This window comes from Maribacter algae, from assembly GCF_047345745.1.
Classification (GTDB): domain Bacteria; phylum Bacteroidota; class Bacteroidia; order Flavobacteriales; family Flavobacteriaceae; genus Maribacter.
On the sequence record NZ_JBLFES010000002.1, the window covers coordinates 964,037 to 990,765 of the forward strand.

Annotated in this window: 26 protein-coding genes and 1 tRNA gene; 19 read left to right on the forward strand and 8 right to left on the reverse strand. The window is 38.1% G+C overall.

Annotation, left to right across the window (positions count from 1 at the left end; all coding sequences use genetic code 11):
- Window positions 1-16 precede the first annotated feature (16 nt).
- Window positions 17-1,216: a galactokinase gene (gene galK / locus ACKWBX_RS11550; RefSeq protein WP_413968836.1), complete on the forward strand. Its 1,200-nt coding sequence runs from the start codon at window positions 17-19 to the stop codon at window positions 1,214-1,216.
- 41 nt (window positions 1,217-1,257) lie between these two features.
- Here the strand turns inward: galK and ACKWBX_RS11555 are convergent, their stop codons facing one another.
- Window positions 1,258-2,106 carry a DUF2911 domain-containing protein gene (locus tag ACKWBX_RS11555; protein ID WP_413968837.1) on the reverse strand — a complete coding sequence of 283 codons (849 nt, stop codon included), beginning with the start codon at window positions 2,104-2,106 and terminating at the stop codon, window positions 1,258-1,260.
- Window positions 2,107-2,319: 213 nt separating this feature from the next.
- On the opposite strand from ACKWBX_RS11555, the gene ACKWBX_RS11560 reads away from it, so the two are divergent.
- The 4 genes from ACKWBX_RS11560 to ACKWBX_RS11575 are packed head-to-tail and all read left to right on the forward strand — an operon-like array spanning window position 2,320 to window position 6,299.
- Complete coding sequence (locus ACKWBX_RS11560) at window positions 2,320-2,817, forward strand: SRPBCC family protein (RefSeq protein ID WP_413968838.1); 498 nt, start codon at window positions 2,320-2,322, stop codon at window positions 2,815-2,817.
- Window positions 2,818-3,507 (forward strand): SDR family NAD(P)-dependent oxidoreductase, encoded by a 690-nt coding sequence (locus tag ACKWBX_RS11565; RefSeq protein WP_413968839.1) that lies wholly within the window; start codon window positions 2,818-2,820, stop codon window positions 3,505-3,507.
- Window positions 3,508-4,824 carry a cryptochrome/photolyase family protein gene (locus tag ACKWBX_RS11570; RefSeq protein ID WP_413968840.1) on the forward strand — a complete coding sequence of 439 codons (1,317 nt, stop codon included), beginning with the start codon at window positions 3,508-3,510 and terminating at the stop codon, window positions 4,822-4,824. It begins immediately after the preceding gene.
- Window positions 4,824-6,299: a cryptochrome/deoxyribodipyrimidine photo-lyase family protein gene (locus ACKWBX_RS11575; RefSeq protein WP_413968841.1), complete on the forward strand. Its 1,476-nt coding sequence runs from the start codon at window positions 4,824-4,826 to the stop codon at window positions 6,297-6,299. Before ACKWBX_RS11570 ends, ACKWBX_RS11575 begins: the two co-directional genes overlap by 1 nt.
- Before the next feature lie 103 nt (window positions 6,300-6,402).
- On the opposite strand, the gene ACKWBX_RS11580 is transcribed toward ACKWBX_RS11575, so the two are convergent.
- Window positions 6,403-7,452 carry a DUF6340 family protein gene (locus ACKWBX_RS11580; RefSeq protein WP_413968842.1) on the reverse strand — a complete coding sequence of 350 codons (1,050 nt, stop codon included), beginning with the start codon at window positions 7,450-7,452 and terminating at the stop codon, window positions 6,403-6,405.
- 325 nt (window positions 7,453-7,777) lie between these two features.
- Between ACKWBX_RS11580 and ACKWBX_RS11585 the strand changes: the two genes are divergently transcribed.
- The 5 genes from ACKWBX_RS11585 (at window position 7,778) to ACKWBX_RS11605 (ending at window position 11,619) form a co-directional block, all read left to right on the forward strand.
- Window positions 7,778-9,205 carry an amidohydrolase gene (locus ACKWBX_RS11585; protein ID WP_413968843.1) on the forward strand — a complete coding sequence of 476 codons (1,428 nt, stop codon included), beginning with the start codon at window positions 7,778-7,780 and terminating at the stop codon, window positions 9,203-9,205.
- A gap of 18 nt (window positions 9,206-9,223) precedes the next feature.
- On the forward strand, window positions 9,224-9,391 hold the full coding sequence (locus ACKWBX_RS11590) for a Lacal_2735 family protein (RefSeq protein WP_413968844.1): 168 nt from the start codon (window positions 9,224-9,226) through the stop codon (window positions 9,389-9,391).
- A gap of 11 nt (window positions 9,392-9,402) precedes the next feature.
- Window positions 9,403-9,858 (forward strand): VOC family protein, encoded by a 456-nt coding sequence (locus tag ACKWBX_RS11595; RefSeq protein WP_413968845.1) that lies wholly within the window; start codon window positions 9,403-9,405, stop codon window positions 9,856-9,858.
- Window positions 9,859-10,003: 145 nt separating this feature from the next.
- On the forward strand, window positions 10,004-11,002 hold the full coding sequence (locus tag ACKWBX_RS11600; protein WP_413968846.1) for a pirin family protein: 999 nt from the start codon (window positions 10,004-10,006) through the stop codon (window positions 11,000-11,002).
- A 191-nt stretch (window positions 11,003-11,193) separates the two neighbouring features.
- The gene (locus ACKWBX_RS11605; protein WP_413968847.1) at window positions 11,194-11,619 is read left to right on the forward strand and encodes a BLUF domain-containing protein; all 426 of its coding nucleotides are present in this window, start codon (window positions 11,194-11,196) and stop codon (window positions 11,617-11,619) included.
- 558 nt (window positions 11,620-12,177) lie between these two features.
- On the opposite strand, the gene murA is transcribed toward ACKWBX_RS11605, so the two are convergent.
- From murA to ACKWBX_RS11620, 3 genes are all read right to left on the reverse strand, one after another.
- A complete protein-coding gene (gene murA, locus ACKWBX_RS11610; RefSeq protein WP_413968848.1) occupies window positions 12,178-13,485 on the reverse strand; it encodes a UDP-N-acetylglucosamine 1-carboxyvinyltransferase in 1,308 nt (435 codons plus the stop codon).
- 16 nt (window positions 13,486-13,501) lie between these two features.
- Window positions 13,502-14,155, reverse strand: coding sequence for a DUF4290 domain-containing protein (locus tag ACKWBX_RS11615; protein WP_413968849.1), 654 nt, complete (start codon window positions 14,153-14,155; stop codon window positions 13,502-13,504).
- Between the two features lie 82 nt (window positions 14,156-14,237).
- Window positions 14,238-14,525, reverse strand: coding sequence for a DUF493 family protein (locus ACKWBX_RS11620; RefSeq protein WP_413968850.1), 288 nt, complete (start codon window positions 14,523-14,525; stop codon window positions 14,238-14,240).
- An 87-nt stretch (window positions 14,526-14,612) separates the two neighbouring features.
- Between ACKWBX_RS11620 and ACKWBX_RS11625 the strand changes: the two genes are divergently transcribed.
- The 5 genes from ACKWBX_RS11625 to ACKWBX_RS11645 all read left to right on the forward strand — a co-directional run bounded on the left by ACKWBX_RS11625 (window position 14,613) and on the right by ACKWBX_RS11645 (window position 19,144).
- Complete coding sequence (locus ACKWBX_RS11625) at window positions 14,613-15,185, forward strand: AAA family ATPase (RefSeq protein ID WP_413968851.1); 573 nt, start codon at window positions 14,613-14,615, stop codon at window positions 15,183-15,185.
- Window positions 15,172-17,070: a RecQ family ATP-dependent DNA helicase gene (locus ACKWBX_RS11630; RefSeq protein ID WP_413968852.1), complete on the forward strand. Its 1,899-nt coding sequence runs from the start codon at window positions 15,172-15,174 to the stop codon at window positions 17,068-17,070. The genes ACKWBX_RS11625 and ACKWBX_RS11630 overlap by 14 nt, the downstream gene beginning before the upstream one ends.
- A 3-nt stretch (window positions 17,071-17,073) precedes the next feature.
- Window positions 17,074-18,021 carry a methionyl-tRNA formyltransferase gene (gene fmt / locus ACKWBX_RS11635; protein ID WP_413968853.1) on the forward strand — a complete coding sequence of 316 codons (948 nt, stop codon included), beginning with the start codon at window positions 17,074-17,076 and terminating at the stop codon, window positions 18,019-18,021.
- Between the two features lie 175 nt (window positions 18,022-18,196).
- Complete coding sequence (locus ACKWBX_RS11640; RefSeq protein ID WP_413968854.1) at window positions 18,197-18,469, forward strand: HU family DNA-binding protein; 273 nt, start codon at window positions 18,197-18,199, stop codon at window positions 18,467-18,469.
- A gap of 114 nt (window positions 18,470-18,583) precedes the next feature.
- Complete coding sequence (locus ACKWBX_RS11645) at window positions 18,584-19,144, forward strand: YqgE/AlgH family protein (RefSeq protein ID WP_413968855.1); 561 nt, start codon at window positions 18,584-18,586, stop codon at window positions 19,142-19,144.
- On the opposite strand, the gene ACKWBX_RS11650 is transcribed toward ACKWBX_RS11645, so the two are convergent.
- Window positions 19,137-19,997 (reverse strand): aminotransferase class IV, encoded by an 861-nt coding sequence (locus tag ACKWBX_RS11650; RefSeq protein ID WP_413968856.1) that lies wholly within the window; start codon window positions 19,995-19,997, stop codon window positions 19,137-19,139. The genes ACKWBX_RS11645 and ACKWBX_RS11650 overlap by 8 nt on opposite strands.
- Before the next feature lie 50 nt (window positions 19,998-20,047).
- Window positions 20,048-20,431, reverse strand: coding sequence for an START-like domain-containing protein (locus ACKWBX_RS11655; protein ID WP_413968857.1), 384 nt, complete (start codon window positions 20,429-20,431; stop codon window positions 20,048-20,050).
- Between the two features lie 170 nt (window positions 20,432-20,601).
- Between ACKWBX_RS11655 and ACKWBX_RS11660 the strand changes: the two genes are divergently transcribed.
- Window positions 20,602-20,675, forward strand: a tRNA-Met gene (locus ACKWBX_RS11660).
- A gap of 138 nt (window positions 20,676-20,813) precedes the next feature.
- Here ACKWBX_RS11660 and ACKWBX_RS11665 read toward each other — a convergent pair.
- A complete protein-coding gene (locus ACKWBX_RS11665; protein WP_413968858.1) occupies window positions 20,814-21,194 on the reverse strand; it encodes a hypothetical protein in 381 nt (126 codons plus the stop codon).
- Between the two features lie 92 nt (window positions 21,195-21,286).
- Here ACKWBX_RS11665 and xerA point away from each other — a divergent pair, with 92 nt between their 5' ends.
- From xerA to ACKWBX_RS11680, 3 genes are all read left to right on the forward strand, one after another.
- Entirely contained in the window at window positions 21,287-22,414 is a 1,128-nt protein-coding gene (xerA, locus tag ACKWBX_RS11670) for a site-specific tyrosine recombinase/integron integrase (protein WP_413968859.1), read from the forward strand.
- A 2,346-nt stretch (window positions 22,415-24,760) separates the two neighbouring features.
- Entirely contained in the window at window positions 24,761-25,330 is a 570-nt protein-coding gene (locus tag ACKWBX_RS11675) for a hypothetical protein (protein ID WP_413968860.1), read from the forward strand.
- Between the two features lie 225 nt (window positions 25,331-25,555).
- Window positions 25,556-26,116, forward strand: coding sequence for a hypothetical protein (locus tag ACKWBX_RS11680; protein WP_413968861.1), 561 nt, complete (start codon window positions 25,556-25,558; stop codon window positions 26,114-26,116).
- The last annotated feature ends 613 nt before the right edge of the window (window positions 26,117-26,729 follow it).

Genomic DNA, 26,729 nt, shown 5'->3' on the forward strand with positions numbered 1-26,729 from the left:
TAAACCAATGACTTTTATGATTGCCTCAGAAATCAAAAACTATTTTGAATCCAATTATAACTCGCGACCCCTTGTGGTAAAGGCTCCGGGAAGAATAAACCTAATTGGGGAACACACTGATTACAACTTGGGCTACGTGCTTCCCGCCTCTATTGAAAAAGGTATCTATTTTGCGGTTTCTGGCAATGCAAAAGCCGAAATAAATATTGAGACGTTCTTGACTTCCCCAGAAAAAATAACTTTTAATCTAAAAGGAAAACATACTGCATACAATGCCGGATGGGGTAATTATTTTAAAGCGATTATCGAGATTTTGGTGGAAAACAATTATCCCTTAAAAGGAATGGATTGTGTTTTTGGCGGTGACATTCCTATAGGTTCGGGACTTTCTTCTTCCGCTGCGCTATGCTGTGGGTTTCTGTACGCGCTTTCAAAGGTTTGTGAACAGCATATTACTAGAGAGGATATTGCGTTAATCGCTCAAAAAGCAGAACATAAAATCGGTTTGAACTGCGGGCTAATGGACCAATATGCGGTTTTGTTCGGCAAGAGCAAAAATGCGCTTTTTCTGGATTGTAGAGATTTAAGTCATAAATATATACCTGTAAACCTCAAAGGATATAGCTGGGTCTTGATCAACTCTAAAATCACCCATAACCTAGCGGTAGATTCGGAATACAATAAAAGAAGAATTTCTTGTGAGAATATCGTTGCCAAAATTGCTGAAAAACGTTCCGAAATTACTTCTTTGAGAGATGTTACGATGAACGATTTAAAAAGCATTGAAAGCGATGTAAACCCGACCGACTATAAAAGGGCGCATTATATCATTGCCGAAAATCAACGGGTGTTAAAGATGATAGAAGTACTGAACTCCGGTGACGCCATACAGGTGGGGAACATTCTTTTGGAAGGCCATTGGGCAATGTCAAAGGAATTTGAGATCACTACGAAAGAACTGGATTATTTGGTTGAGAGTGGACAAGACTTAGAAGGAATTATGGGCTCTCGGATGATGGGTGGCGGTTTTGGAGGTTGCACCATCAATCTTATTAAAACCGAAACAGTTGAAGAGAATTTAAAGAAAATACTTTATTCCTATAAAAACCAAACTGGAATTAACGCTGAAGTGTACCGCCTCAACATTGACGATGGTGTCCATATTGTTGAGGATGTTTCAAGAAAAGAGGATTTTAATAAAAAAGCCGTAAAATAGCTTTCTACGGCTTTTTTGAGTTATTTTATTCTAAATTAAGGTTACATTGCACCCCACTCCTTTAAGGAGTCTTTGTTCAATTTTACGTAATCCGCATTCCCTGCCTCTTCTGCTTTTGCCAAGGATTCTTTGGCAGTTTTTATGGCACCTTTTTTGTCACCGGCTTTCGCTAAAATCAAAGACTGCTGTCTCAATTGCCAAAAACGTGGCTCATCAACCATGGACATGGCCTTATCCATCCATTCTTTGGCTTTGTTGATGTCCTTATTTTGGTCCAAGTAATATACGGCGGCTGCATAATAATCTCCTGCTCCGGGGCCAGCCATAACTTTATCAATTTGTTTTAATACCGTTTCGTCGGAGGGCACTCCAAAAGGAACGTCAACATAAACGTTTTCCCACATTAGGCCAAGGTTGGCACCTTCATTGGTAAGGTCATCAATAGTAATGGTGAATGTTTCAATAGGCGTGTCGTCCATTTTAAAAACAGGAACCGTGGCTTTCGCTACTATTTTACTTTCGTCCCAATCTCTAGGTGTTCCTCCACCTTCTGTATCAGTGTAGAAAAAAACTTCCCAGTTGGATTTTCCAGGTTTTGTAAAAATAGAATACGTTCCAGCTTTTACCGGTTGTCCTGCAATAGTAACATCGGTATCAAAACTTATTTTAGTATAAGCATTGGCGCCTGTACGCCATAATTTATCATAAGGAACCAAATCGCCAAAAATGGTTCTCCCGCGCATGGAAGGTCTAGAATAATCGACCATAACTTCGGTCAACCCTACAGTTTGCATCAATTTAGATGATGGGCTTGGAGCGGGTGTGTTTATTTGAGCCTCCAAAGATAATGAGGCCACAATGGCTAAAAGGAAAAGTACTACTTTGTTCATTAGTTATTTGTTTTTTTGTTTACACAAAGCTAAATATAAAGCCATATCTGCCTTGTTAACAAAGTCTTAAATAACTAAAGGGGCATTTTCTACCGTACCACAGCCATAAGATAGACAGCACTATTATCTTGTTGAGCAATAAATTTTAATATTGTTTAACTAATTATTTTTTATGTTAAACAATATTGCGCTTATATTTGAGCAAATTAAGGCATGAAATTATACCAGTTACATTCCAAACAAGCTTTTCCCATTTCTAAAAAAAAAGCTTGGGAATTTTTATCAAACCCAAAAAATTTAAAGGTGATTACCCCTGAACATATGGGTTTCCATATCTTGGACGGAGCGGACAGGCCCATGTTTCCTGGACAAATTATTCAATATAGGGTAAATCCTTTTCCGGGTTTCACAACAAAATGGGTGAGTGAAATTACACATGTGGAACATGGCGAATACTTTGTTGATGAACAACTTTTTGGTCCATATGCGCTCTGGCATCACAAGCATTTTATAAAAGAAATTGATGGTGGTGTAGAAATGGAAGATATTATTGATTATAAAGTTCCTTTCGGAATATTAGGACAATTGGTACATCCTGTTTTGGTAAAAAAACAACTGACAAAAATTTTTAAATACAGAGAAACAAAATTAAACGAACTTTTTGGTCAATTGGAAGGCCATAAAAGTGAACTTACATTAAAATCCATTTAAATGAAAAATATAGTACTAATCGGTGGTTCACATGGCATAGGCTTTGAAATGGCCAAATCGTTACAAAATGATTACAAGGTTCATGTAGCTTCCCGTACCAATGAACAATTGGATGGTATTGAAGTAAAACATATTTCTTTTGATGCTACCGAAGACACTTTGGACGAATCGCAATTGCCCGATGAAATCCATGGATTTGCTTACTGTCCGGGAAGCATCAATTTAAAACCGTTTAAAATGTTGTCCATAGAGGCTTTCAGGGAAGAAATGGAACTGAATTTCTTTTCCATGGTCAATGTGATGAAAAGCATCATGCCCAAAATGGCGGAGGGCTCAAGTATGGTTTTTTTCAGTACCGTTGCCGTAGGTACCGGGATGCCTTTCCATACCAGCGTTGCAGCGGCAAAAGGGGCCATTGAGGGCTTTGCCAAGTCCCTGGCGGCGGAATATGCCCCAAAAGTCCGTGTAAATTGTATTGCACCTTCTTTAGTAGACACCCCTTTGGCGGGCCGATTGTTGAACAATGACAAAAAACGCGAGATGATGTCGGAGAGGCATCCAATGAAACGCTATGGTGAAGCGGAAGACATCGCTAATTTGGCAGTCTTTTTACTAAGCGATAAAAGTTCTTGGGTAACAGGACAAGTTTTAGGCGTAGACGGTGGATTATCAACTTTAAACGTTAATTAAATGACTAAGGACAGGGAAGTTTCGGTTTTTTGGTTTCGGCGGGATTTACGTTTGGACGACAATATTGGCTTTTTAGAAGCCCTAAAGGATGACCTTCCCGTACTACCTATTTTTATTTTTGATAAGGAAATTCTAGACAAACTGCCAAAAGATGATGCCAGGGTCACTTTTATTTTTGAAACCTTACAAAAAATGAGGTCGGAAATCCAAGATGTCCATGATAGTTCCATTGCGATGTATTATGGGAAACCTTTGGAGGTTTTTCAAACCATAATGAAGGATTTCAATGTACAATCGGTTTATACAAATCATGATTACGAACCTTATGCAAAGGAGCGAGACAAAAAAATAAAATCGTTTCTTGATGAAAACGACATCGATTTCAAAACGTATAAGGACCAGGTAATCTTTGAAAAATCAGAAGTGGTAAAGGATGATGGCGACCCATACGTAGTTTACACACCTTATAAGAACAAATGGAAAGAGAATTTTGATCCGGACACACATTTAGAAATCCATTATACGAGTCAATATCTAGATAATCTTCTAAAACACTCTAGACTTCCAAACCTTAGTTTGGCCGACATGGGGTTTGAAAAATCTAAGATAGAAGTCCCTGATTATACCGTAACCCCTACCCTCATTAATAACTACGAGGATACCCGTAATTTTCCTGCCAAAGAAAATGGAACTTCCAGACTAGGGCCACATCTAAGATTTGGAACCGTATCCGTTCGTAAAATGATGAAAAAGGCGATATCCGAAGAAAATGAGGTGTTTTGGAGCGAATTGATCTGGAGAGAGTTCTTTATGCAAATCCTGTGGCACTTCCCCCATACCAAGGACAAAGCTTTCCGTTCTAAATATGACCGTATTGAATGGCGCAACAATGAAGAGGAGTTTGAAAAGTGGAAAAACGGACAAACCGGTTATGCCCTTGTTGATGCGGGCATGCGAGAACTAAATGCCACCGGTTACATGCATAATAGGGTGCGCATGCTAACGGCAAGCTTTTTATGCAAGCATCTACTTATAGATTGGCGTTGGGGAGAAGCTTATTTCGCCGAAAAATTGTTGGACTATGACATGAGTTCCAATGTGGGGAACTGGCAATGGGCAGCTGGAAGCGGTGTTGATGCTGCTCCCTACTTTAGGATATTCAACCCAATGACCCAAGTGGATAAATTTGATAAACAGAAAGAATACATTAATAAATGGGTACCGGAATTACAGGAGCTTACCTATCCCGATAAAATGGTGGACCACAAAATGGCTCGGGAGCGCTGTTTGAAAACCTACAAGGAAGCTGTAGCGTAATGGTAGTGGTCTGGTTCAAACGAGATTTAAGGTTGATGGACCATGAACCCTTGGTGAAGGCCATTACCACTGGAGAAAGAATTCTTTTGCTATACAGTTTTGAACCTTTTTGGATAGCTGATGCCCATTACAGTGAGAAACACATCAATTTTATTAAACAAAGCCTTCAGAATCTTCAAAAACAGCTGTTACCTTGGAATACTCAAGTGCTGGTAGTACAGGATGATATTCTTGAAATATTTGAAAAGCTACACGAACATGAAAGGATAACAAATCTATTTTCATATCAAGAAACAGGTATGAAGATTACCTATGACCGTGATAAGAGTGTCGCAAAGTGGTGTAATAACCGTACGGTCATTTGGGAAGAAAGTGTACAGAATGGTGTTTTTAGAGGTATAAAGAACAGAAAACAATGGAAGAATGACTGGATTACCTTTATAAATCGGCCTTTGAACAAACCAAATATGGAGAAGGGTGAGTTTTTCACGATTGCAGAGGTCAAAACCCTTGCAAAAAATAATTTCAACCCCATATCTCTTAAAACAGAAAAAAACAAGAACATACAACAAGGTGGCACTTCCTATGCCGTAAAGTATCTGGATTCTTTTTTGGACAAACGCATCGGAGGCTATAATCAACATTACTCCATTCCATCTACTTCTCGACTACACAGTAGCAGACTATCCCCCTATCTGGCATGGGGCAATTTATCTACGAGACAAGTATGCCAATATGTAGCCAATCATAAAAACAAGGAAAACCATAAAAGAAATTTAAACGCTTTTCTTTCCCGTATGCGTTGGCAAGCGCATTTCATTCAAAAATTTGAAATGGAAGGTGCTATGGAGTTCCAAAGCATCAATAAGGGATTTCATGAACTGAAAAAACCTGTAAAGCCCCATTTGCAAAAAGCATGGCGAGAGGGTCAAACGGGCGTTCCTTTGGTGGATGCGGCAATGCGATGTTTAATCACCACAGGATTTATAAACTTTAGGCTCAGAGCCATATTGGCATCGTTCTTCACCCATTTATTATGGCAACCTTGGCAAGATTGTACCGAGCATTTGGCACAGAATTTTTTGGATTTTGAACCGGGTATCCATTTTCCGCAATTGAACATGCAAGCCGGTGAAACGGGTATCAATACCATTCGAATTTACAACCCCATCAAAAACAGTAAAGAACACGATGCCGAGGGTCGTTTTATTCGAAAATGGGTTCCTGAATTGGCACGGCTACCGTCACAATACATACATGAACCGTGGAAAATTCCACCTATGGAAACCGAATTTCTCAATTTTAAATTGAATAGGGATTATCCCGAACCCATAGTCGTGTTGGAAGAAGCGAGAAAATCTGCCAGCGAAACACTTTATAGATATAAAAATCAGAAAAAGATACAGGCCGAAAATATTAGAATTTTGGATAAGCACACCCTACCCGGACGACCCGTTTGGGACACGCACGTTTAAGTAGGACATTAATACGCTAGATTATAAATCCTACACTATATACTATTTAAAAATTGTAAAAAGTAAGTAAGAATGTATTAAAGAACTTGATCAGCACTGTTTATTATCTAGAAAGTTGCCGTTTCAATTCGCGCTTTTCAGCAGCTCTTCGTTTTAAAATGTTTACATATCCTAGCGCGTTATTATTCCCATAATCCGAATACGCTTTAGAAGCCCAATCTATGGCTTTTTCCAAATCCCCGTTAATTTCATTTATAATCGCCATGTTATAGTAAGCACGCCCGGCTACTTTCATTTTTGGATTGTTCAGTTCACGTTCCCATAAATCTGCAGCTCCGTCCCAATCTCCAGTTTGAGCCCTACGTTTTGCGATGACAAAATTATCGGTTCCTCGAACAAAATAATCTCTGGCCACCCTTCTTCTTAATGGCTTTGTATTACGACCATATTGAGTGCCCAAATCAGCACTTACTTGCTGAACACCTTCCTTTCTGCCAATAACGGCTTCTATAGCTTTAACCGGATTGATTCCGGCTCCTCTGGAAACTATATAATCCCTAGAAGTATACTCGTCCAATATCACTTTTCCTACTGGGTCATATATCCGCCATCCATTTTTGATAACCGTATTCAATGCTACTTTATGGCCTGGTACTTTGGCTTCAATTCCTAGATTATTGGGAATGGTGACCATGGTCATTTCATAATCCGCCTGCGTATCCGTGTCATAGAACTCCAAAGAAAAAAGAATATCCACATCATGTTCCTTACAGATTTTTTCGACCGTATCCCAAGAAAGTGCAGCCGGAAAAACGCCAAGACCTTTTCGTTGTGCTTCCCCATCGGAAATGATTTCAATTTTATCAAAACGCTCTCCCCTGTTCAATTCATCTTTAAGACCCGTTATTAATGCCTCCGCTCCTTCTTTGTCCAAATTTTTGCCTTCTAGGGACAGTATTTTATCAATCTCGTTTAAAACTCTATTTTCTTCGGATGGAATACTTCTATTAATGATACCGATACGAGCAATATCCGAGCTTAAAGGTATTCGTGCTGGTTCAGTAACGCCCATCGTCAAACGATTGGTAGAGCTACAAGAACTTATAAAAACTAAGAGTACGGCAAGAATTGCAAATTGAAGTAGGTTTTTCATTGGTTTAAGATTTTGGTTTGGTATTAAACTAAGTCTAACGCGTTGAATATTAACGCATAAAGTCCCTTAAAATTGTATGTTCAGCAAAGGAAAACCTCGATTGTTTTTGAACATTGACGGGAATTGGGGTAATGCCATGCTAATTTTAATTTGCCCAATGATGGTGACAATGTTACGTACAGAACAAAAGTTTCCGATGGCACGCCAAGCGGACTTCTTTTGGACTTCAGAAAATAGTATATTTACGCAGTACCCTATTTTAAAGAATAGTTTTTTCAATCTTATTTTTTACGGGGAAGTAAACACATACAAACAACACTAGAAAATGAAAAATGTTAGCCTCACCCTAATACTTGCGATGCTCTGTTTATCCGTGCAGGGACAGAAATTGACCAAAAACAAAAAAGCCGTAATTGCATCGGTAGAAAAACACAAGGCAGCGCTTATCAAAATAAGCGATTCCATATGGGCACTGGCCGAAACTGCATTTAATGAAAGTGAATCTTCACGTATTCTGGCCGATTATGCCGAAAAAAACGGGCTTAATGTTACACGAGGCGTAGCCGATATCCCAACAGCTTTTACGGCGACTTACGGCTCCGGGAAACCTGTTATCAGCATTTTGGGCGAGTTTGATGCTTTGCCCGGGATTTCGCAAAAGACAACTCCCGTAAAGGAGCCTTTTAAAGAGGGTGCCGCAGGACATGGTTGCGGGCATAATATGTTCGGGACCGCAAGTTTAGGTGCCGCCATCGCTATTAAGGAATTAATGGATGCCGGAAAAATTACGGGAACCGTAAAATTTCTTGGTACTCCTGCCGAAGAAAAATACTTTGCCAAAGTATGGATGGTCAAAGCTGGTCTTTGGGACGATGTGGATGTGAACATAAGCTGGCATCCCTCCGCAGGGATTGAGGCAGATGTACAAAGTGGTCTTTCCCTCATAGATTTTATCGTGGAGTTTTATGGGCAAACGGCCCATGCCTCTGCCGATCCGTGGAACGGAAAAAGTGCTTCGGATGCCCTGGAAATCTATACTACGGGAATCAATTATTATCGAGAACATATTTTACCAAGTTCAAGAATACATTACCATATTCAAGATGGCGGACAAGTTGTAAACGTGGTGCCAGACTATGCAAAACTTTGGGTTCGTGTACGTGACCCAAAACGTAAGATTATGTTGCCAACCTACGAACGTGTAAAAGCTATGGCCGAAGGCGCAGCGATTATGGCAGATGTGGATTATAAGATTTCCCTGGTTTCCGGAATTTACGAGACCTTGGTGAACCGTTCTGGTGGAGCCATTATGCAAAATAATCTGGAACTCTTAGGCCCTATTTCCTACACTGAGGAAGAAACCGCTTTTGGAAAGGCCATACAGAAAGCGACCGGTAAACCAGAAGTGGGCATGGACAGTAAAATTTATCCCCTGAAGGAAACGGAAGAAACACCTGGAGGAGGATCTACGGATGTGGGTGATGTAAGTTGGAACGTTCCCAATATTAATCTTGGGGTTACCGTTGCCCCAAAAGATACGCCGTGGCACTCTTGGGCCGTAGTGGCTTGCGGCGGTATGAGTATTGGGCATAAAGGAATGGTCTATGCTTCCAAGGCTATGGGAATGACAATGTTGGATTTGTTCGAAAACCCTAAAATGGTCAACGAAGTAAAAGAAGAATTTAAAATGAGAAAAGGTGACGAAGTCTATAAACCAATGATCGATGGCCCGCCACCTATTGGTGATAATTAAGAGAATAAAACAATTGCTATGTTCAGATTATTCAAAAAGAAAACGGAAAAGGAAAAACTGCAAGAGCAGTATCAAAAACTCATGAAAGAAGCTTTTGATTTATCAAAATCAAATCGTTCTGCGAGCGACACCAAATATGCGGAAGCAGATGAAATCCAGAAAAAAATAGATGTTTTAGAAAACTAATCTGTTAGTTTATGATTTTAAAAAAAGTATTTTTCATTGTATTGTTGGCAATTCTCGGTATCAGCCCTGGAAAAGCGCAATCGTTCAATTTTCAGTTTGACCATTTTGCCATAGTGGTAGAAGATGTGGATAAAAGTGCAAACTTTTACGGTAATGTGCTAAAGCTTAAAGAAGTTCCGCATCCGGATAAAAAACCTGGATTTCGTTGGTTCACGGTAAACGGAAATTCACAAGTGCATCTTATCCAAAAAGAATTCGCGCCTTTTGAGAAAAACAAGTCTATGCACTTATGCTTGGCCACACAGGATTTGGAAGGTGTCATCAAGCATTTAGAGGCAGAAGGAATCACCTATTCGGATTGGCCCGGAAAAGAGAATTCCGTGACCTTACGTACAGATGGTGTAAAACAGATTTATATTCAGGACCCTGATGATTACTGGATAGAAATTAATACGGCAGAGCACTGATAAAGTACACTTTCAGTCCAATCGATGTCCATAACTTTTTTTAGTACTTGAGACTATATCTCTATTCAATAGATCTGTTAAATGATTATAATCAAGGCTTTATCACACTGAACCCATTGAAAATGTTAAACTTGAAGATTAAACAATGAACAATCCTATTAAACAAATCTTTCCGTTAGGTTTTCCATGGCAAACCCAAAATCCTTTTCTTTTCTGTGTATACCATCTGGACCACTATCCGAAGGGAAACGGCGAACTAGGTCCTGATGCATCTTTGGAAGGAAGAAATTTAGGGAATGATTTCACCATTAAAGATGGTTGGCGCATGTATCACGGGCAAACCATTCCAGGATTTCCTGCGCATCCGCATAGGGGTTTTGAGACCATTACCATTGTTAACAAAGGATATTGTGATCATTCTGATTCTTTGGGTGCCGCCGGCAGATTTGGTCTAGGCGATGTGCAATGGATGACCGCCGGAAGCGGTGTACAACACTCTGAAATGTTTCCCTTGTTGAAAACGGACGCTGAAAATCCTTTGGAATTATTTCAAATATGGCTCAACCTTCCTAAAGCGAATAAATTTGTGGACCCGCATTTTAAAATGCTATGGCACGAAGATATTCCCGTAATCGAACAAAAAAATGCAACCATAAAAATCATTGCGGGAAACTTTAGGGAAACCCAAGCTCCTGAACCGGCACCTGATTCGTGGGCGGCCAATACAGATAACGAAGTCGCTATTTGGAACATTCACATAGAGGCCGATAGTTCTTTTGTACTTCCGAAAGCTACGCAAGATCTCAATAGAACGCTCTATTTATACGATGGAGCGGATATTACGATAGCTGACCGGAAAGTTTCTGAAAACCATGGTATTCAAATAGAGGCAACCGTTGATATTACAATCAAAACAGGTGATGCCTCCGCACACTTATTAGTGTTACAAGGAAAACCTATAGCGGAACCCGTGGCCAAATATGGACCTTTTGTTATGAACACCGAAGACGAAATACAAAAAGCCATGGAGGAATACCGTTTGACCCAATTTGGTGGATGGCCTTGGCGGTATCCCGATAATGTACACGATGCATCCAAGGGGAGGTTTGCCAAATATCCGGATGGAACATTAGTAGAAAAGTAAACAGTATATTTCGTTGCAGACTATTTTGTTTAAGTTTTAATAGGGAAAATTCTATTGGATAGTTTTTTTGGCTCTTATTTCTTAAAATCGCTACAGTTGTTTAAACCTTTAATTTGTTATTCTATTTCCTAATTTCATTAATACCGAACAAAAAAATGGATTATCTTTAAAAAAACAATCAATTTAGTTACATGTATTCGCTTATCTACCGTTCGGTGGCGAATGATTCTTTTGATTTGCCCCAAATCTATAGCATGTTGGGCGATTCAAATGAATACAATGCTGAACACGGTATCACAGGATGCCTTCTATACCATCGGAATCAATTTTTACAGCTTTTGGAAGGGGAAAAAAACGAAGTCCAGAAACTGTTCAACAAAATTTCCAAAGATGATAGACACCATGAAGTTCAAGAAATAGAAAAAGAATACAGTACAAAACGTCTTTTTAACAAGTGGAGCATGGCCTTCTATGATTACGGACAGAATGAATTATCTGCACAATTAAAAATGGGTCAAATAGATTCTTTTTTCAATACATCGAACGTTTTTCACCATAAGAGCGATTTGGTACTTCCCTTTTTCTCGACCGTGAGAGAAATCTTATTTCCACGCTAATATATTTTGTTGGATTCCATCACATTATTGTTCGATATGGGTACGTTAGTGCTCATTTGGCTTGTGCAGCTCGTTATTTACCCTAGTTTCATCTTTTATGCTTTACTTGATTTAGAAAAATGGCATAAACTTTACATGATAAGAGTTTCTTACGTGGTACTACCGTTGATGCTTGGGCAGTTAGCTTGTTCGCTTCTTGATGCCTTTTATTCCACTTCCATACTTACATTAACCAAATTAGTTTTAATTGCTTCCGTATGGGCGGTAACCTTCGCTATTTTCGTGCCGTTACATCGTAAAATTTTAAATAACGATTTCAATGTCAACCATTTGAATAAACTTATACGTTATAATTGGATCAGGACCATACTTTGGAGTCTTATTTTTGGTCTTGGGATTTTGATTAAATTCAAATAACGTTTCACTTCTTCTTTAACCGATAAGCAACCGTAGTTGATTAAATCATTGGTATACATACATTATAGCGGGTAAAAAGCAAAGGCTCTTTTCAAACAATTGAAAAGAGCCTTAAATATTATATTTGAAATGAAACAATAGTTATACTCTAACTATTTTAGCTCCTATAGCTCTTAAACGTTCCTCTATGTTTTCGTATCCACGGTCTATTTGTTCAATATTATGAATAGTAGATGTTCCTTTCGCCGAAAGTGCAGCGATTAAAAGCGAGACCCCGGCTCTAATATCCGGAGAAGTCATAGTGGTTGCCTTTAAAGTCGATTTAAAGTCATGCCCCATAACTGCAGCCCTATGCGGATCACAAAGAATGATTTTGGCACCCATATCCAAAAGCTTGTCCACAAAGAACAATCGGCTTTCGAACATTTTCTGGTGAATAACCACTTCTCCTCTAGCCTGTGTAGAAATCACCAAAATAATACTCAATAAATCTGGAGTGAGTCCGGGCCAGGGAGCATCTGCAATGGTCAAAATGGAACCATCTATATAATTCTGTATTTCATAACCGTCCTTATGCTTCGGTATGTAGATATCATCACCTTTCCGTTCTAATTGGATTCCAAGTTTTCTAAACACGGAGGGTATCTGTCCCAAATCGTCCCAACTAACATCTTTAATGGTCAATTCGCTCTTGGTCATTGCCGCGAGGCCTATCCAACTGCCAATTTCAATCATGTCGGGAAGCATTCTGTGTTCCGTTCCCCCCAATTTTGAAACGCCGTCAATCACCAATAAATTGGAACCGATACCGGAAATCTTGGCTCCCATTCTATTCAACATTTTACAGAGTTGCTGTAAATAGGGTTCACAAGCTGCATTGTATATTGTAGTTTGTCCTTTTGCCAAAACAGCGGCCATTACAATGTTCGCTGTTCCTGTGACGGAAGCTTCGTCCAACAGCATGTAAGTACCCTGCAACTCATCTGCCTCTACTCCATAAAAGTATTCTTCCTTATTGTAACGGAATTTTGCTCCAAGCTTTATGAACCCCTCAAAATGGGTATCCAGACGTCTTCTGCCTATTTTGTCGCCTCCAGGTTTGGGGATATATCCTTTTCCAAAACGGGCCAATAAAGGCCCTACCAACATAATGGACCCTCGCAAGCCTCTACCGTCCTCCTTGAACTGATCGGATTGCAGGTATTCCAGGTTTATATCATCCGCTTTGAAGGTATAGGAGCCCTTTCCTTTCTTCTGAATCTTTACCCCCAAATCTTCTAGCAAGGAAATAAGTTTGTTGACATCTACAATGTCCGGAATATTATTTATAGTAACTTTTTCTGGTGTTAAAAGTACAGCACAAAGAATTTGTAAGGCTTCATTTTTTGCACCTTGAGGAGTAATTTCACCGGATAATTGGTGTCCTCCCTCTATTCTGAATGTTCCCATCTATTTTAGTGGAAATTTAGTAGCGTTTTTTACCGCGATTATTATTTCTTTGATTTTTCTTACCGGAACTGGACCTAGGATTTTTGGCTATCCTATTTTTTAAAAACTGTCCGCTATCGGTAAGGCTCTCTCCGTCCGAAGCTAAATCTATTTGACCATCGCTTAATTCAAATAAATGTTTGAAAATAGCGGAATCGTCCACCACATCCTTGTTCCAATTCAGGTAACATTTTTTCATGTGGTTTGCAATGGCATATTCCAAACCTGAGCGTTTGTCACCTTTTTCCCATTGTACCGCAACATCTATCATTCTTTTGATATTATTGCCATAAAAACGATATTTCGGGAAATTCTGCGGATATTCCAAAGGATCTGGACGTTGTTGCAATACCTCTTTTGAAGTTAGTGGGAATGGGGAATCAACATCCAATTTAAAATCTGACATGATAAACATCTGATCCCAAAGTTTGTGTTGAAAATCCGGCACGTCCCTTAAATGGGGCTGCATATTTCCCATGACACTGATAATGGCCTTTGCCACCTTGTTACGTTCGTCACGGTCTTCTATGGCAACCGCATGGTCTACCATTTTTTGAAAATGTCGCCCGTACTCAGGTATAATAAGTTGTGGACGCTCTGTATTGTATTCGAGGTTATCTACTAAATCCAAATTGGAAAATTTATCTTAAAAATGTTGAAGAATTGTTATTATAACGGCGGCAAATTAAGAAAATTATAGGTCAAATACTATTTTAGAGCGATATTACTCCCTCTACGGCCCCTACTTCCTTATATTTTTGAATTACGGCATCTGGTCCGGAAAGATTCACAGTGACAGAAACACTCGTATACTTTCCTTTTTTTGATTTTTTGGAGTTTATTACCGCTCCGGTATTATCAAATATATCGTGAATCTGTTTTATTTTGTCATCATCGGATAGCACTATGAATTTATACAAATAATCGGACGGCCATGTATTCGTATCCATTAATTGCGCTCTTAATCTTGTGTAGAACTCCTCTGATTTATTCGCTTCCATACATGAAATTTTATACAAAGATAAGTGGAAAATGGCAGTTTTATAATAGGTAGGGTTTACCTACTTTTGTGAAATAAATTGGCGGTGGTGAAAGGTAAAAAAATAGTAGTTACAGGGGGTCCGGGCACTGGGAAAACGGCACTTATTCAATCCTTGGAAGATTCCGGTTCTTTATGCTTTCATGAGATTGTACGGGACATGACACAGGAAGCAAAAAAAAATGGCTCGGAAAATAAAATCAAAACAAATCCACTAGCATTCATAAAAGACCCCTATACCTTTAATGAACAATTGTTAGAAGGTAGATTAAGGCATTACCAAAAAGCCGATACGTTAGAGGAACCGGTTATTTTTTTTGATCGTGGAATGCCAGACGTCCTAGCCTATATGGATTATTTTAAGCAACCCTACAAGGAAGATTTTATAAAACCTTGTAAGGAAAATAGATATGATATGGTTCTCTTATTACCGCCATGGGAAGCCATCTATGTGCAGGACAATGAACGCTTGGAAAATTATCGGGAAGCTGTAGAAATACACCACGCACTGGAAAACACCTATAAGCTTTTGGGTTATCGTCCCATAGAAGTGCCCACCGGGACCAAAGCTGAAAGATTATCCTTCGCTAAAAATATTATCAAAGCAGATGCAAGGGAGTAATCCTGTTCAAATCTTAGAAGAATACTGGGGCCACACTACGTTCAAAGGTTCCCAAGAACATATTATCAATAACGTTTTGAACGGTCATGATGTTTTGGCGTTATTGCCTACGGGCGGTGGGAAATCCGTTTGTTTTCAGATTCCCGCATTGCTTAAGGAAGGTATCTGTATTGTTGTTTCTCCTTTGGTCGCCCTAATTCAAAACCAAGTAGACACGCTAAAAAATCTTGGTATAAAAGCGGTAGGGCTGTCCGGTAGATTATGTTTTGAGGAAGTGGACCATCTTCTGGATAATTGCATTTATGGAAACGTGAAGTTTTTGTACCTCTCCCCAGAACGGCTCAAACAAGAGTTGGTGCAACAGCGGATAGAACAAATGCCCGTGAATCTTTTTGTGATAGACGAAGCACATTGTATTTCGCAATGGGGTCATGATTTTAGGCCCGCCTATTTGGAATGCAACATATTAAGGGAACTACATGTGGAAATTCCAATAATTGCATTGACCGCCACAGCAACAAAAAAAGTATCGGAAGATATTATATCCGCTTTAAATTTAAATGAACCTTTGGTCGTAAAGGATTCTTTTTTGAGAAAGAATATCAGTTTTAAGGTCGAAATTCAAGAAGACAAAAAGTATACATTAAAACAATATTGTATAGCATTAAAAACCAGCGGCATTGTTTATGTAAGAACAAGACGATTAGCGGAAGAGTTGGCGTCTTTCTTAAAATCAGCGGGAATTACGGTTACATTTTACCACGGAGGCATCACTGAAACCGAGAAAAAAACAAGATTGAACGAATGGTTGGAAAATAAAGTGAACGTAATTGTTGCTACGAATGCTTTTGGAATGGGTATCGACAAGCCAGATGTGGGTATGGTCGTTCATTATCAGATTCCTGACAGCATTGAAAATTATTTCCAGGAAGCTGGAAGAGCAGGGAGAAATGGTTTATATGCCGAAGCGATCCTATTGACCAACCAAGCCGATGAGCTTCAGGTAAAGCAACAGTTTTTAAGTGTTTTGCCAGATGTTGGCTTCGTGAAACTGCTATACCGTAAACTCAGCAATTATTTTCAGATTGCCTATGGGGAAGGTCATGGGGAGAAATTCCATTTAAACTTCAATGCGTTTTGCGCAACGTATCAATTAAATTCATTTCTATGTTATAACGGATTGCAAATCCTTGACAGGAACTCCGTGATAGCACTCTCAGAATCGTTTACCAAAAAATCGACCGTTCAATTTGTCACGGATAAGGAACAAATTTTGATCTACTTACAAAAAAATAAAAGATTGGACGATTTTGTAAAAACCGTTTTGCGTACCTATGGTGGTATTTTTGAATTTGAAACTACTATTAATACGTTTCTCCTAGCCAAAAAACTGAACTTAAAAGAAACTCAAATCTTACAAAAGCTGGAACAACTGGCAAAAGATGAAATCATTCTGTACAAACAAGCCCATAATGATTTAGAAATCACTTTTCTTGTGCCAAGGGAAGATGACCGTACCATAAATCAGTTTGCTTCACAAATAACCGTGCAAAATGAAATAAAGGAAAAACAGGTTCTGAAAATGATTGCCTATATAAAGGATAGCAATACTTGTAGAAACCAACAATTGCTCGGCTATTTTGGAGAACAGTTAACAATTGAATGCGGTATTTGCGATGTTTGTCTAGAAAATAAATCAGGTGCAAAAATTGACATCGATATCAATGAAAATATAAAGACATTTTTACAAAACCGACCCAGCACGTCAAGGGAAATCATCGCGCATTTTAAGGGGCAGGAAAAATCGACACTTACAGCACTCAGAGAAATGTTGGAGGAAGGGAAAATTACAATAAATCAGAAGAATCAATACGAATTGAATTAGAACATGAAGGATTTGAGAATAGTGTTTATGGGGACTCCCGATTTTGCGGTAGGAATATTGGATGCCTTGTTAAAGGCAGATAAAAATATCGTAGGAGTGATTACGGCTCCGGACAGACCAGCGGGAAGAGGTAGAAAATTAAATGAGTCCGCCGTAAAAAAATATGCCAACGAACACGATTTGACCGTTCTACAACCGACCAATTTAAAGGACGCTACATTTTTGTCCGAGTTAAAAGCGTTACAAGCCAACCTTCAAATCATCGTTGCTTTTAGAATGTTGCCCAAAGTGGTATGGCAAATGCCCGAATACGGTACATTTAATCTACACGCTTCATTATTGCCAGAATATAGAGGTGCCGCCCCCATTAACTGGGCCATCATTAACGGTGAAAGAACTACTGGGGCTACCACGTTTTTTATTGATGAAAAAATAGATACGGGGGCAATCATACTACAAGAAGAAATTGCCATCCTCAAAGAAGATACCGCGGGAACGTTACATGATAAACTTATGTTATTAGGTGCTGATTCGGTGCTTAAGACGGTTGAACGTATAGCAAATGGTAACTTTGAAACTACGATACAACCCAACGACCAGGATTTAAAATTGGCCCATAAAATCCATAAGAATACCTGTGAAATAAATTGGAATTGGCCTATGGAACAAATTTATAACTTTATAAGGGGGTTAAGTCCTTACCCTGCCTCTTGGACTACATTATATAATGACAATGAAACAACCTTATTAAAAATTTATGCATCAGAGATGATAGGCGATACACATCATCTAAAAAATGGTTCGCTTGTTTTTGATAAAAAGGAAATTAAAGTAGCGGTAGAAAATGGCTTTATCAACTTAAAGGAAATACAACTTCAGGGAAAAAGAAAAATGGACGTTAAAGATGTTTTAAACGGGCTAAAATTGTCAAAAAATGCATATGTGAGCTAAAGCCCCGTCCTTATTGGGCTGCGAGAAACGTAAAAAAACACTTACTTTATCAACAAACCCTCTGAGTTATCAACAAAATGGGGGATTTCCCTACGTTTTACTTGTGTTCGTCGTAAATCCATATAAATTTGTTGAAGGTTTAAAATTATTTAACAACAATTAATTTAATCACATTATGAACAAAACAGAATTGATTGATGCTATGGCAGCTGACGCTGGCATCACAAAAGCAGCAGCAAAGAAGTCATTAGAGTCTTTCTTAGGAAATGTTGAAAGTTCTTTGAAAAAAGGAAACCGTGTTTCCTTGGTAGGTTTCGGGTCTTGGTCCGTATCTAAGAGAAACGCAAGAGAAGGTAGAAATCCATCAACTGGAAAAACTATCCAAATTGCAGCTAAGAATGTTGTTAAGTTTAAAGCTGGTGCCGATTTGGGCAAAGCTGTAAACTAATCCATACAGTCAATGTATTTTAAAAGCGCTTTGTACAAAGCGCTTTTTTTATTTCATTGATTTTTGCATTTAATAGGATTTATCTTATTTTAGATAGCATAAGACTAACGTGTTATGGTAGAGTTAAAGCCAAAAAAAGGGAAATTGTTGATTGCGGAACCCTCGTTGACCGGTGATGTATCCTTTAACAGGTCAGTGGTTTTATTGGCTGAACATAACGAGGAAGGCTCTATTGGTTTTATTCTCAACAAACCTTTGGAATACCAAATAACAGATCTTGTCACAGAAATCCTCATCCCTTTTCAAGTTTATAATGGCGGTCCTGTAGAACAGGACAATCTTTATTTTATTCATAAAGTCCCGCATCTAATTGATAATAGTATCGAGATTTCCGACGGTATCTATTGGGGCGGTGATTTTGATAAAACGGTAGAACTCATCAATGCCGAAACAATTTCAGAAGATGATATTAGGTTCTTTTTAGGTTATTCCGGATGGTCATCCCTACAATTAGATCAAGAGCTGATTTCCAAATCATGGATAGTTGTAGATAATAAATATGAGAGCCAAATCATAAAAAAATCCTCTGTAGCCATATGGAAGGAAAAAATGGTAGAATTGGGCGGAGATTACCTCTTATGGTCCAATGCCCCCGAAAATCCTAGTCTCAACTAGGTTTAAAGACTCCCAATCTTGCCGATGCATTAAGCGTTCCTATTAAACTGGAACTTACTGTATTTTTAAAATTTTTCTTGCGGTATTTTGTAATTGAAATAATTCCGCTAATAGCATTTGTTATAAAAAGCTCATCAGCTTTCTGAAGCTCAAAAGGCGAAATGTGTTCCTCAACAAATTCGTATTCTTCTAATTTCACCAAGATTTCGATAAGTTTTTTGCGAAGAATACCATCTAGGCAACCATCTTTAAGTGATGGTGTTTTAATTTTATTTCCGGAGACTAGGAATAAGTTTCCGTTTAAAGCCTCAACTACCTGTTTTTCATGGTTTAGCAATAAACAATTTTCATAATCGTTTTCTTTGGCAAAAATACTTCCGACAACATTTATAATGCGATTGCTGCTTTTTAAATTGGAAAGCATATCCTTATTGATATAGAAATCTTTATAAAGTTCTACCTCATAACTTCCATCTTGCAACGTATAAAATTGATTCGCTAACTCTTTTACTTCAATAATATAGGAAACATCATTGGTTTTGGGCTCGTAAAGTCCGCCATTATTTCTAAAAACCGTAAAACGAACCCGAACTGCACTTTCGGAAAGATTACTGGAAGCAATCGTTTTTAAAATCTCTTCTTCAAAAAATTCCAACGTAAAAGCCATTGGTATTTCCATACGAAGAATGCGCATGGAAGACATTAATCGTAAATAGTGGTCTTCTAAAAAATAGATATGGCCGTTTACGACCCGCATAGCTTCAAAAAGAGCATCACCGTACCGTAGGCCGCGATTGTTGTGATTAAGATAATTTAATGCTTCATCAACCAATTGTCCATTAAAATTCACCATAAAAAAAGCCCTAGAAAATTAGGGCTCAAAGATACTGCAAATACCGTTATTTATTTTGAACCCAATACTTGTTTTAGGTCACCCACTTGATTGCCCCAAAGCATTTTTGCTTCTTCAACTTCGTCATCTTCGGCAAAATCCGTTATGAACAAAGACACATCCTTCGTAATCTCGTCCACTATTATCTTCATTTCAAAATAAGAGTCATCATCGTTCTCTTCCCAGGCAAAGCGAACAAACTCATCCGATTTCTTTTTCAGAAGTTTGGCCTCTTCCTCTGCCCCGTCCCAAATAAATATGAATTTTTCTCCTCTGGAGTTCACATTATCCGCAAACCATTCCGATAGCCCAGAAGGTGTTGCCAAATATTGGTACAGCAATTGAGGTGATGATTGTATTACGTATTCTATTTCAAATTTTACCTTATCGTCCATTCCCTACATCTTAATAACGACCAATATATATATTTCTAAATGATAAAAAAATAAAAGCGTACTATTATTTTTTAAGTTGCTATTGTTGATGGACATAAAATTAAACTTTATATTTGCAGCCGTTTTAAAACAAGCCTTTTGCGGTTTGGCCGTTAAAAACAATTATATATGGCGAGGTAGCTCAGCTGGTTAGAGCGTCGGATTCATAACCCGGAGGCCGCGGGTTCAAGTCCCGCTCTCGCTACTAATAAACAAAGGGCTTCCGGTTTTCGGAAGCCTTTTTTTATGCTCTGGGTACAACATAGGTACAACAAATTGATTTTTTTTAATATATTATTATTTAAATATATTTCATGTCAAATGGTTGTAAATAAAATCGAAACTATTTCGCCATATAATCCTGCCAAGTCACCAAGACATATTTTTCTTTGCCGTTTTCGTTCGTTTTCAGAAAACCATATTCGTAAACAAAAAGATAGACGTCCCCTTTTTGGTTTTTCCAATAATGTGTGAAGAAGTTCGGGTTAAAACCTAATTCCAAAATAACGCTAGATCTAATTGTTACCTTACCCCCTTTATTGTATTCCTTTAGTATCTTTCGGTTCAACTTAAGCTGGTTATCCACCTTATTATAAAACCTATGAGGATTCTGCTTTTCCTTTTTGTATTGAAAAGCACTCTTGCAATGTGAATCGCAGAACTTCTTGTCCGTCCTACCTTCCAGCTTTTTACCGCAATGAAAACATTCTTTATGTATTCTCATAATAAACAGTTTAGCTAATCATTATACGTATTCTATTCGTATAAGATACGATTAAACCAATCGGAACGCTTATTTTGGCCAAAACATATATTATGAATACTAAGCACAGTATAACCCTGAAACATCTGCTCATCCATAATCGAAAATGCATTGGTCTTCAATATAATACCAACAAGGTTATACAGGCCTTGGTCGATTCATTGCCAAATGTATCTTGGAGCAAAACCTTTGGTATGTTTTATATCCCGAACAACAAATCCAATCTTGAGTTAGTATTTAAAACTTTTCGCGGAGTGGCGTGGATAAACGGAAATTATTTTTTCACTGAACGAACCATAAATAAGGAAAACGCCGAAGTTGATTTTAACCGCTATAGAAATCGACGTCCTAAAAAAGGTCATAAACTTTGCCCTGAAGCTTATCTTCTAAAACTTGAACTTAAAAGATATTCAGAAAATACAGTTCGAAACTATGTCTCCTGTTTTGAAGCATTTATAAATCACTATTATGATACCGATCCGATTGACCTCAATGAGTTGGAAGTCAGTAACTATTTGCAGAAGTTGATTCAAGAAGGGAAATCGAACTCTTATGTAAATCTGGCAGTAAACAGTATCAAATTCTTTTATGAGGTGGTACATGGAATGCCAAATAGGTTCTATTCCATCGAAAGACCAAGAAAGCAAAAGCAGCTACCAAGCGTGCTTTCCAAGGAGGAGGTAGTAAGCATTTTGGAGCATACCAATAATATAAAGCATAAATGTATCGTTGGTCTTCTTTACTCTTCGGGACTTCGCCGGGGTGAATTGCTGAATCTTTTGATCACGGACATTGATAGTAAAAGAATGATGGTACACATAAGGAATGCCAAAGGAAACAAAGACAGATACAGTATTCTCAGCCCCAACATTCTAAAAGACCTTAAGAAATATTACAAGGAATATAGACCCTCGAAGTATCTTTTTGAAGGTCCAAAAGGCGTCAAATATAGTGTTACAAGTGTTCTAAGAATAATTGACTCAGCAGCAATAAAAGCTGGTATCGGCAAAAAAGTCACTCCTCATATCCTTAGGCATAGCTTTGCCACACATCTTCTGGAGAACGGAACCGATATAAGACATATTCAGCTTCTCTTGGGTCATAGTTCTACCAAAACAACCGAAATTTATACTCACGTAGCGAATAGATCCTTTATGGATATAAAGGATTTGTTATCTTAGTTTTTATAAGTGAGATATAGTTAATAACTATATCCAATTGTTAGCGCAAATAGTTTTCGCAATTAATTTTCGGGTTTACTTTCTATCGTATTTTACCAAATCCAAAAAGTGCAAAAGCTCAAATAAAAATAAAAACTTTGTGTTTATCGCGGTACGCTTTTGCGGTTTGTTTGCTCAAGTTCGTACTTTATAAAAAGCTGCGTGTGTGGCTGACGTGAAGTAAGTCTCGCAGTTCCGCAAAATTTTGTTTTTAATTTCAAAGTTCATCTTTTTCTGCAATCAAATCAATCTGACGTGAAGTAGATAAGTGTTAGTAGACGCTGCTAAGTCTGATGTTCGCTAAAGACTGAGTAGAGCAACGATGTGGGCAAAAACTTACTTGCGCTAACACTATATAAACGCAATGCTTTTTAATGCTTTGAGCAAAGGGAGTTGTGTATTTGTGAGGTCGGCGTTACAAATTTTATTATTTTCATACCGAAATATAAAAAACTAAAAAGTGTAACGCCTTGTGCTAGCTTGAAATTCGTTGAATTTCTTCGCCGCACTGACGTTTATATTTAACGTTAGCGCAAATAGTTTTCGCAATCAATTTTCGGGTTTATTTTCTATCGTATTTTACCAAATCCAAAAAATTGCAAAAGCTCAAGGAAAAATAAAAACTTTGTGTTTATCGTGGTACGCTTTTGCGGTTTATTAGCTCAAGTTCGTACTTTATAAATAGATGCGTATATGTCTGACGTGAAGTAAGTCTCGCAGTTCCGCAAAATTTTGGTTGTAATTTCAAAGTTCATCTTTTTCTGCAAGCAATTCAGTCTGATTTGAACTTGATAAATGTTAGTAAGCGCTACTAAGTCTGACGTGCGACAGAGACTGCATAGAGCAACGCTGTGGGCAAAAACTTACTTGCGCTAACACTATATAAACGCAATGCTAATTTCTGTGTTTTGAACAAAAGGAGTTTTGTGTTTTTGAGGTCGGCGTTACAAATTTTATTATTTTCATACCGAAATATAAAAAACAAAAAAGTGTAACGCCTTGTGCTAGCTTGAAATTCGCTGAATTTCTTCGCCGCACTGACGTTTATATTTAACGTTAGCGCAAATAGTTTTCGCAATCAATTTCTGGGTTTACTTCCACTCTATTTTACCAAATCCAAAAAAATGCAAAAGCTCAAATAAAATAAAAACTTTGTGTTTATCGCGGTACGCTTTTGCGGTTTGTTTACTAAGGTTCGTACTTTATAAATAGCTGCGTGTGTGGCTGACGTGAAGTAAGTCTCGCAGTTCCGCAAAATTTTGTTTTTATCTTTATAGTTCATCTTTTTCTGCAAGCAAATCAGTCTGACGTGGAGTAGATAAATGTTAGTAGACGCTGCTAAGTCTGACGTGCGCTAGATAAATGTTAGTAGACGCTGCTAAGTCTGACGTGCGCTAGATAAATGTTAGTAGACGCTGCTAAGTCTGACGTGCGCCAGAGACTGTGTAGAGCAACGTTGTGGGCAAAAACATACATGCGCTAACACTATATAAACGCAATGCTAATTTCTGTGTTTGAGCAAAAGGAGTTTTGTGTTTGTGAGGTCGGCGTCACAAATTTTACTATTTTTAAACCGAATCAATTTCAAAAAATAAAAAGTGTAACGCCTTGTGCTAGCTTGAAATTCGCTGAATTTCTTCACCGCACAGACGTTTATATTTAACGTTAGCGCAAATAGTTTTCGCAATCAATTTTCGGGTTTACTTCCACTCTATTTTACCAAACCCAAAAAAGTGCAAAAGCTCAAAGAAAATAAAAACTTTGTGTTTATCGCGGTACGCTTTTGCGGTTTATTTGCTAAAGTTCGTACTTTATAAATAGCTGCGTATACGGCTGACGTGAAGTAAGTCTCGCAATTCTGCAAAATTTTGTTTTTAATTTCAAAGTTCATCTTTTTCTGCAAGCAAATCAATCTGACGTGAAGTAGATAAATGTTAGTAGACGCTGCTAAGTCTGACGTGCGCCAGAGACTGCGTAGAGCAACGTTGTGGGCAAAAAACATACATGCGCTAACACTATATAAACGCAATGCTAATTTCTGTGTTTGAGCAAAAGCAGTTGTGTATTTGTGTGGTCGGCGTTACAAATTTTATTATTTTACAGCCGAAATATAAAAAACTAAAAAGTGTAACGCCTTGTGCTACTGCCGAAATGCCCTGCATTTCTGCTTCGCACAGACGTTTATATTAGACCGTTGTGCAACATTTTGACAATCCATCAGCATTATTCCACAATTCAGCATTAAAAAATGTTTAAGACTTCGAAAAAGTTGGAGTTTAGAGTACGTTAACCAACTGGACTAGAATAATGAAATCAAAATATTTAGCTACAATCGGACTTGTTTTTTTGATTCTCAATCAAATATTACTCTTAGGAGGAAATGAATTTATACAAAATCAGCAACCGATTGACTATGCTCATTGGTTATTGTTAATTGGCGCATTGTTGTGCTTGGCATTAAACTATATCTTTTCAAATAATATTTTTAGCAACTTAGCGACAATCTTGACTTCTTTAGGTATAGTTGCTCTAATCGGACAAGCAACAATAGACTTCTTATGGTGGAGTTATGGAACTGACTTTGAGGGAATGGACAAGTTAACAAGACAAATAATGGAAAGACCATCTATTAGAATTCCTTTTATGACTATCGGACCTGCTTTGTTTTATTTAGGTCTGACGGCGCACGCTGGAAAATTTATAAAAACTCAAACAATGTGGTCAATGTTAGTGATTATGGGAGTTATTGGAAATGGACTGGGCGCATTTGCTTTTGACAGTAGAATGATGATTGCCTTGGGTCATATTGTATTAACTATTGGAATTGTGGGTTTGATATTCAAAAAAGACATCGGACTTCAAACTCGAACGGAATAATTATTGCGCAGAAAAACGTTGCACAACAAAACCTATAAACAATACGGGCTTCGGGCTTAAACGAATGGTTTGCGTATTTTTATGATGTCCGCAAAATCTTTTGGATTTTGCTTTGGACGGAAAAAAGAAAAAACAAAACAAAAAGATTTCGCTATGCGCGTGGCGGAAAGCAAACGCTAGTTTGCTCCCGTACTGTTCATAGCCCGGCCGTTGTGAGCAATTTGAATGAAGCTTTTAACCAAAATATACATTGGCCTTACAATTCTGCTACTGGCGGACTTAATCTTATATCTAACAGCTGGTATTACCCTAGCCACTAAATTGGCGGACCAAATTCTTTTCTGGACTTGGTTCGTTCTGAGTTTCATCGTGATTTTTGGACAATTCAGGAAAAAATGGGCTAGGATTTATGGACTTGTTTTGGGCATAACTGCACTCCTAAGTTTATTCCCAATGGGCGTTCCGATTTTGAGTATTTATGCATTTATGATTCCTAATCCGCAACCAGAATATTTGTATCAGGACAACGAAATAAAAGTTGAGCGGAGTACAAAAAGTGTCATCGGACGGACATATATAGGAGTGGTTAAAAATTACTGGATATTTGAGAAAGAAATCGCGGAATTGGATGCGGAATTTGAAATTGGAAAGATTTATTATCACATCGATGACATAAAGTCAATAACCCGAATGAATAAGGACAATAAAAACTCAATAAAATTGGACTTTGATTTCGGGACTGAAAACGTAGTGAAAGAAATAAAAACTGCTCACAACAAAGGCTAAAATTCATTGCTTGCGGATTTCCTAAACGGAAATCCTGCGCAAAAAGCTATCTTTAGGTTCGGCTGGATTGTCCTTCGGACGAATCACAGCAACGAACCTTAGCCCAACCGTTGTAAAAAATGTTGAGTAAGTTTAAATTGGATACATAACTGTAAAAAACGCTGCAAATCTTTACGGAATATGGACTTAAGCATTGGCGACTGTTTCAGTTCGCAAGCACTTCGGAATCGGTATGAGAAAACTTTCCAATCTCTGAGGAACGATTCGCAAGTAGAACGATCACTTCCCCCTACCGGGGTGGCAATACGCAAGCAACGTTAACAGAACGCAAGCAGGTCGTGAACAAGACGTAAAAAAACACTTTTTACAACAAAACCTATAATTAATCGCTCCCATTTTCCTCACGGAAAATCTCTCGCAATTATCACTAACTTAGCTACTACGCTGGAAACATCCTGCGGACATTTTCGCAACTAATCATAGCTCCGGCGTTGTGCTTCATTATAACCAACCGCTAACCAATGATAAAATTCTTTAGAAAAATTAGACAAAATCTACTTGCAGAAGGAAAAACTGGAAAGTATTTGAAATATGCGATGGGAGAAATTGTTCT

Coding starts and splice junctions, on each gene's coding strand:
- galK (WP_413968836.1), top strand. CDS start 17: ATGATTGCCTCAGAAATCAAAAACTATTTTGAATCCAATTATAACTCG.
- ACKWBX_RS11555 (WP_413968837.1), bottom strand. CDS start 2,106: ATGAACAAAGTAGTACTTTTCCTTTTAGCCATTGTGGCCTCATTATCT.
- ACKWBX_RS11560 (WP_413968838.1), top strand. CDS start 2,320: ATGAAATTATACCAGTTACATTCCAAACAAGCTTTTCCCATTTCTAAA.
- ACKWBX_RS11565 (WP_413968839.1), top strand. CDS start 2,818: ATGAAAAATATAGTACTAATCGGTGGTTCACATGGCATAGGCTTTGAA.
- ACKWBX_RS11570 (WP_413968840.1), top strand. CDS start 3,508: ATGACTAAGGACAGGGAAGTTTCGGTTTTTTGGTTTCGGCGGGATTTA.
- ACKWBX_RS11575 (WP_413968841.1), top strand. CDS start 4,824: ATGGTAGTGGTCTGGTTCAAACGAGATTTAAGGTTGATGGACCATGAA.
- ACKWBX_RS11580 (WP_413968842.1), bottom strand. CDS start 7,452: ATGAAAAACCTACTTCAATTTGCAATTCTTGCCGTACTCTTAGTTTTT.
- ACKWBX_RS11585 (WP_413968843.1), top strand. CDS start 7,778: ATGAAAAATGTTAGCCTCACCCTAATACTTGCGATGCTCTGTTTATCC.
- ACKWBX_RS11590 (WP_413968844.1), top strand. CDS start 9,224: ATGTTCAGATTATTCAAAAAGAAAACGGAAAAGGAAAAACTGCAAGAG.
- ACKWBX_RS11595 (WP_413968845.1), top strand. CDS start 9,403: ATGATTTTAAAAAAAGTATTTTTCATTGTATTGTTGGCAATTCTCGGT.
- ACKWBX_RS11600 (WP_413968846.1), top strand. CDS start 10,004: ATGAACAATCCTATTAAACAAATCTTTCCGTTAGGTTTTCCATGGCAA.
- ACKWBX_RS11605 (WP_413968847.1), top strand. CDS start 11,194: ATGTATTCGCTTATCTACCGTTCGGTGGCGAATGATTCTTTTGATTTG.
- murA (WP_413968848.1), bottom strand. CDS start 13,485: ATGGGAACATTCAGAATAGAGGGAGGACACCAATTATCCGGTGAAATT.
- ACKWBX_RS11620 (WP_413968850.1), bottom strand. CDS start 14,525: ATGGAAGCGAATAAATCAGAGGAGTTCTACACAAGATTAAGAGCGCAA.
- ACKWBX_RS11630 (WP_413968852.1), top strand. CDS start 15,172: ATGCAAGGGAGTAATCCTGTTCAAATCTTAGAAGAATACTGGGGCCAC.
- fmt (WP_413968853.1), top strand. CDS start 17,074: ATGAAGGATTTGAGAATAGTGTTTATGGGGACTCCCGATTTTGCGGTA.
- ACKWBX_RS11640 (WP_413968854.1), top strand. CDS start 18,197: ATGAACAAAACAGAATTGATTGATGCTATGGCAGCTGACGCTGGCATC.
- ACKWBX_RS11645 (WP_413968855.1), top strand. CDS start 18,584: ATGGTAGAGTTAAAGCCAAAAAAAGGGAAATTGTTGATTGCGGAACCC.
- ACKWBX_RS11650 (WP_413968856.1), bottom strand. CDS start 19,997: ATGGTGAATTTTAATGGACAATTGGTTGATGAAGCATTAAATTATCTT.
- ACKWBX_RS11655 (WP_413968857.1), bottom strand. CDS start 20,431: ATGGACGATAAGGTAAAATTTGAAATAGAATACGTAATACAATCATCA.
- ACKWBX_RS11665 (WP_413968858.1), bottom strand. CDS start 21,194: ATGAGAATACATAAAGAATGTTTTCATTGCGGTAAAAAGCTGGAAGGT.
- xerA (WP_413968859.1), top strand. CDS start 21,287: ATGAATACTAAGCACAGTATAACCCTGAAACATCTGCTCATCCATAAT.
- ACKWBX_RS11675 (WP_413968860.1), top strand. CDS start 24,761: ATGAAATCAAAATATTTAGCTACAATCGGACTTGTTTTTTTGATTCTC.
- ACKWBX_RS11680 (WP_413968861.1), top strand. CDS start 25,556: ATGAAGCTTTTAACCAAAATATACATTGGCCTTACAATTCTGCTACTG.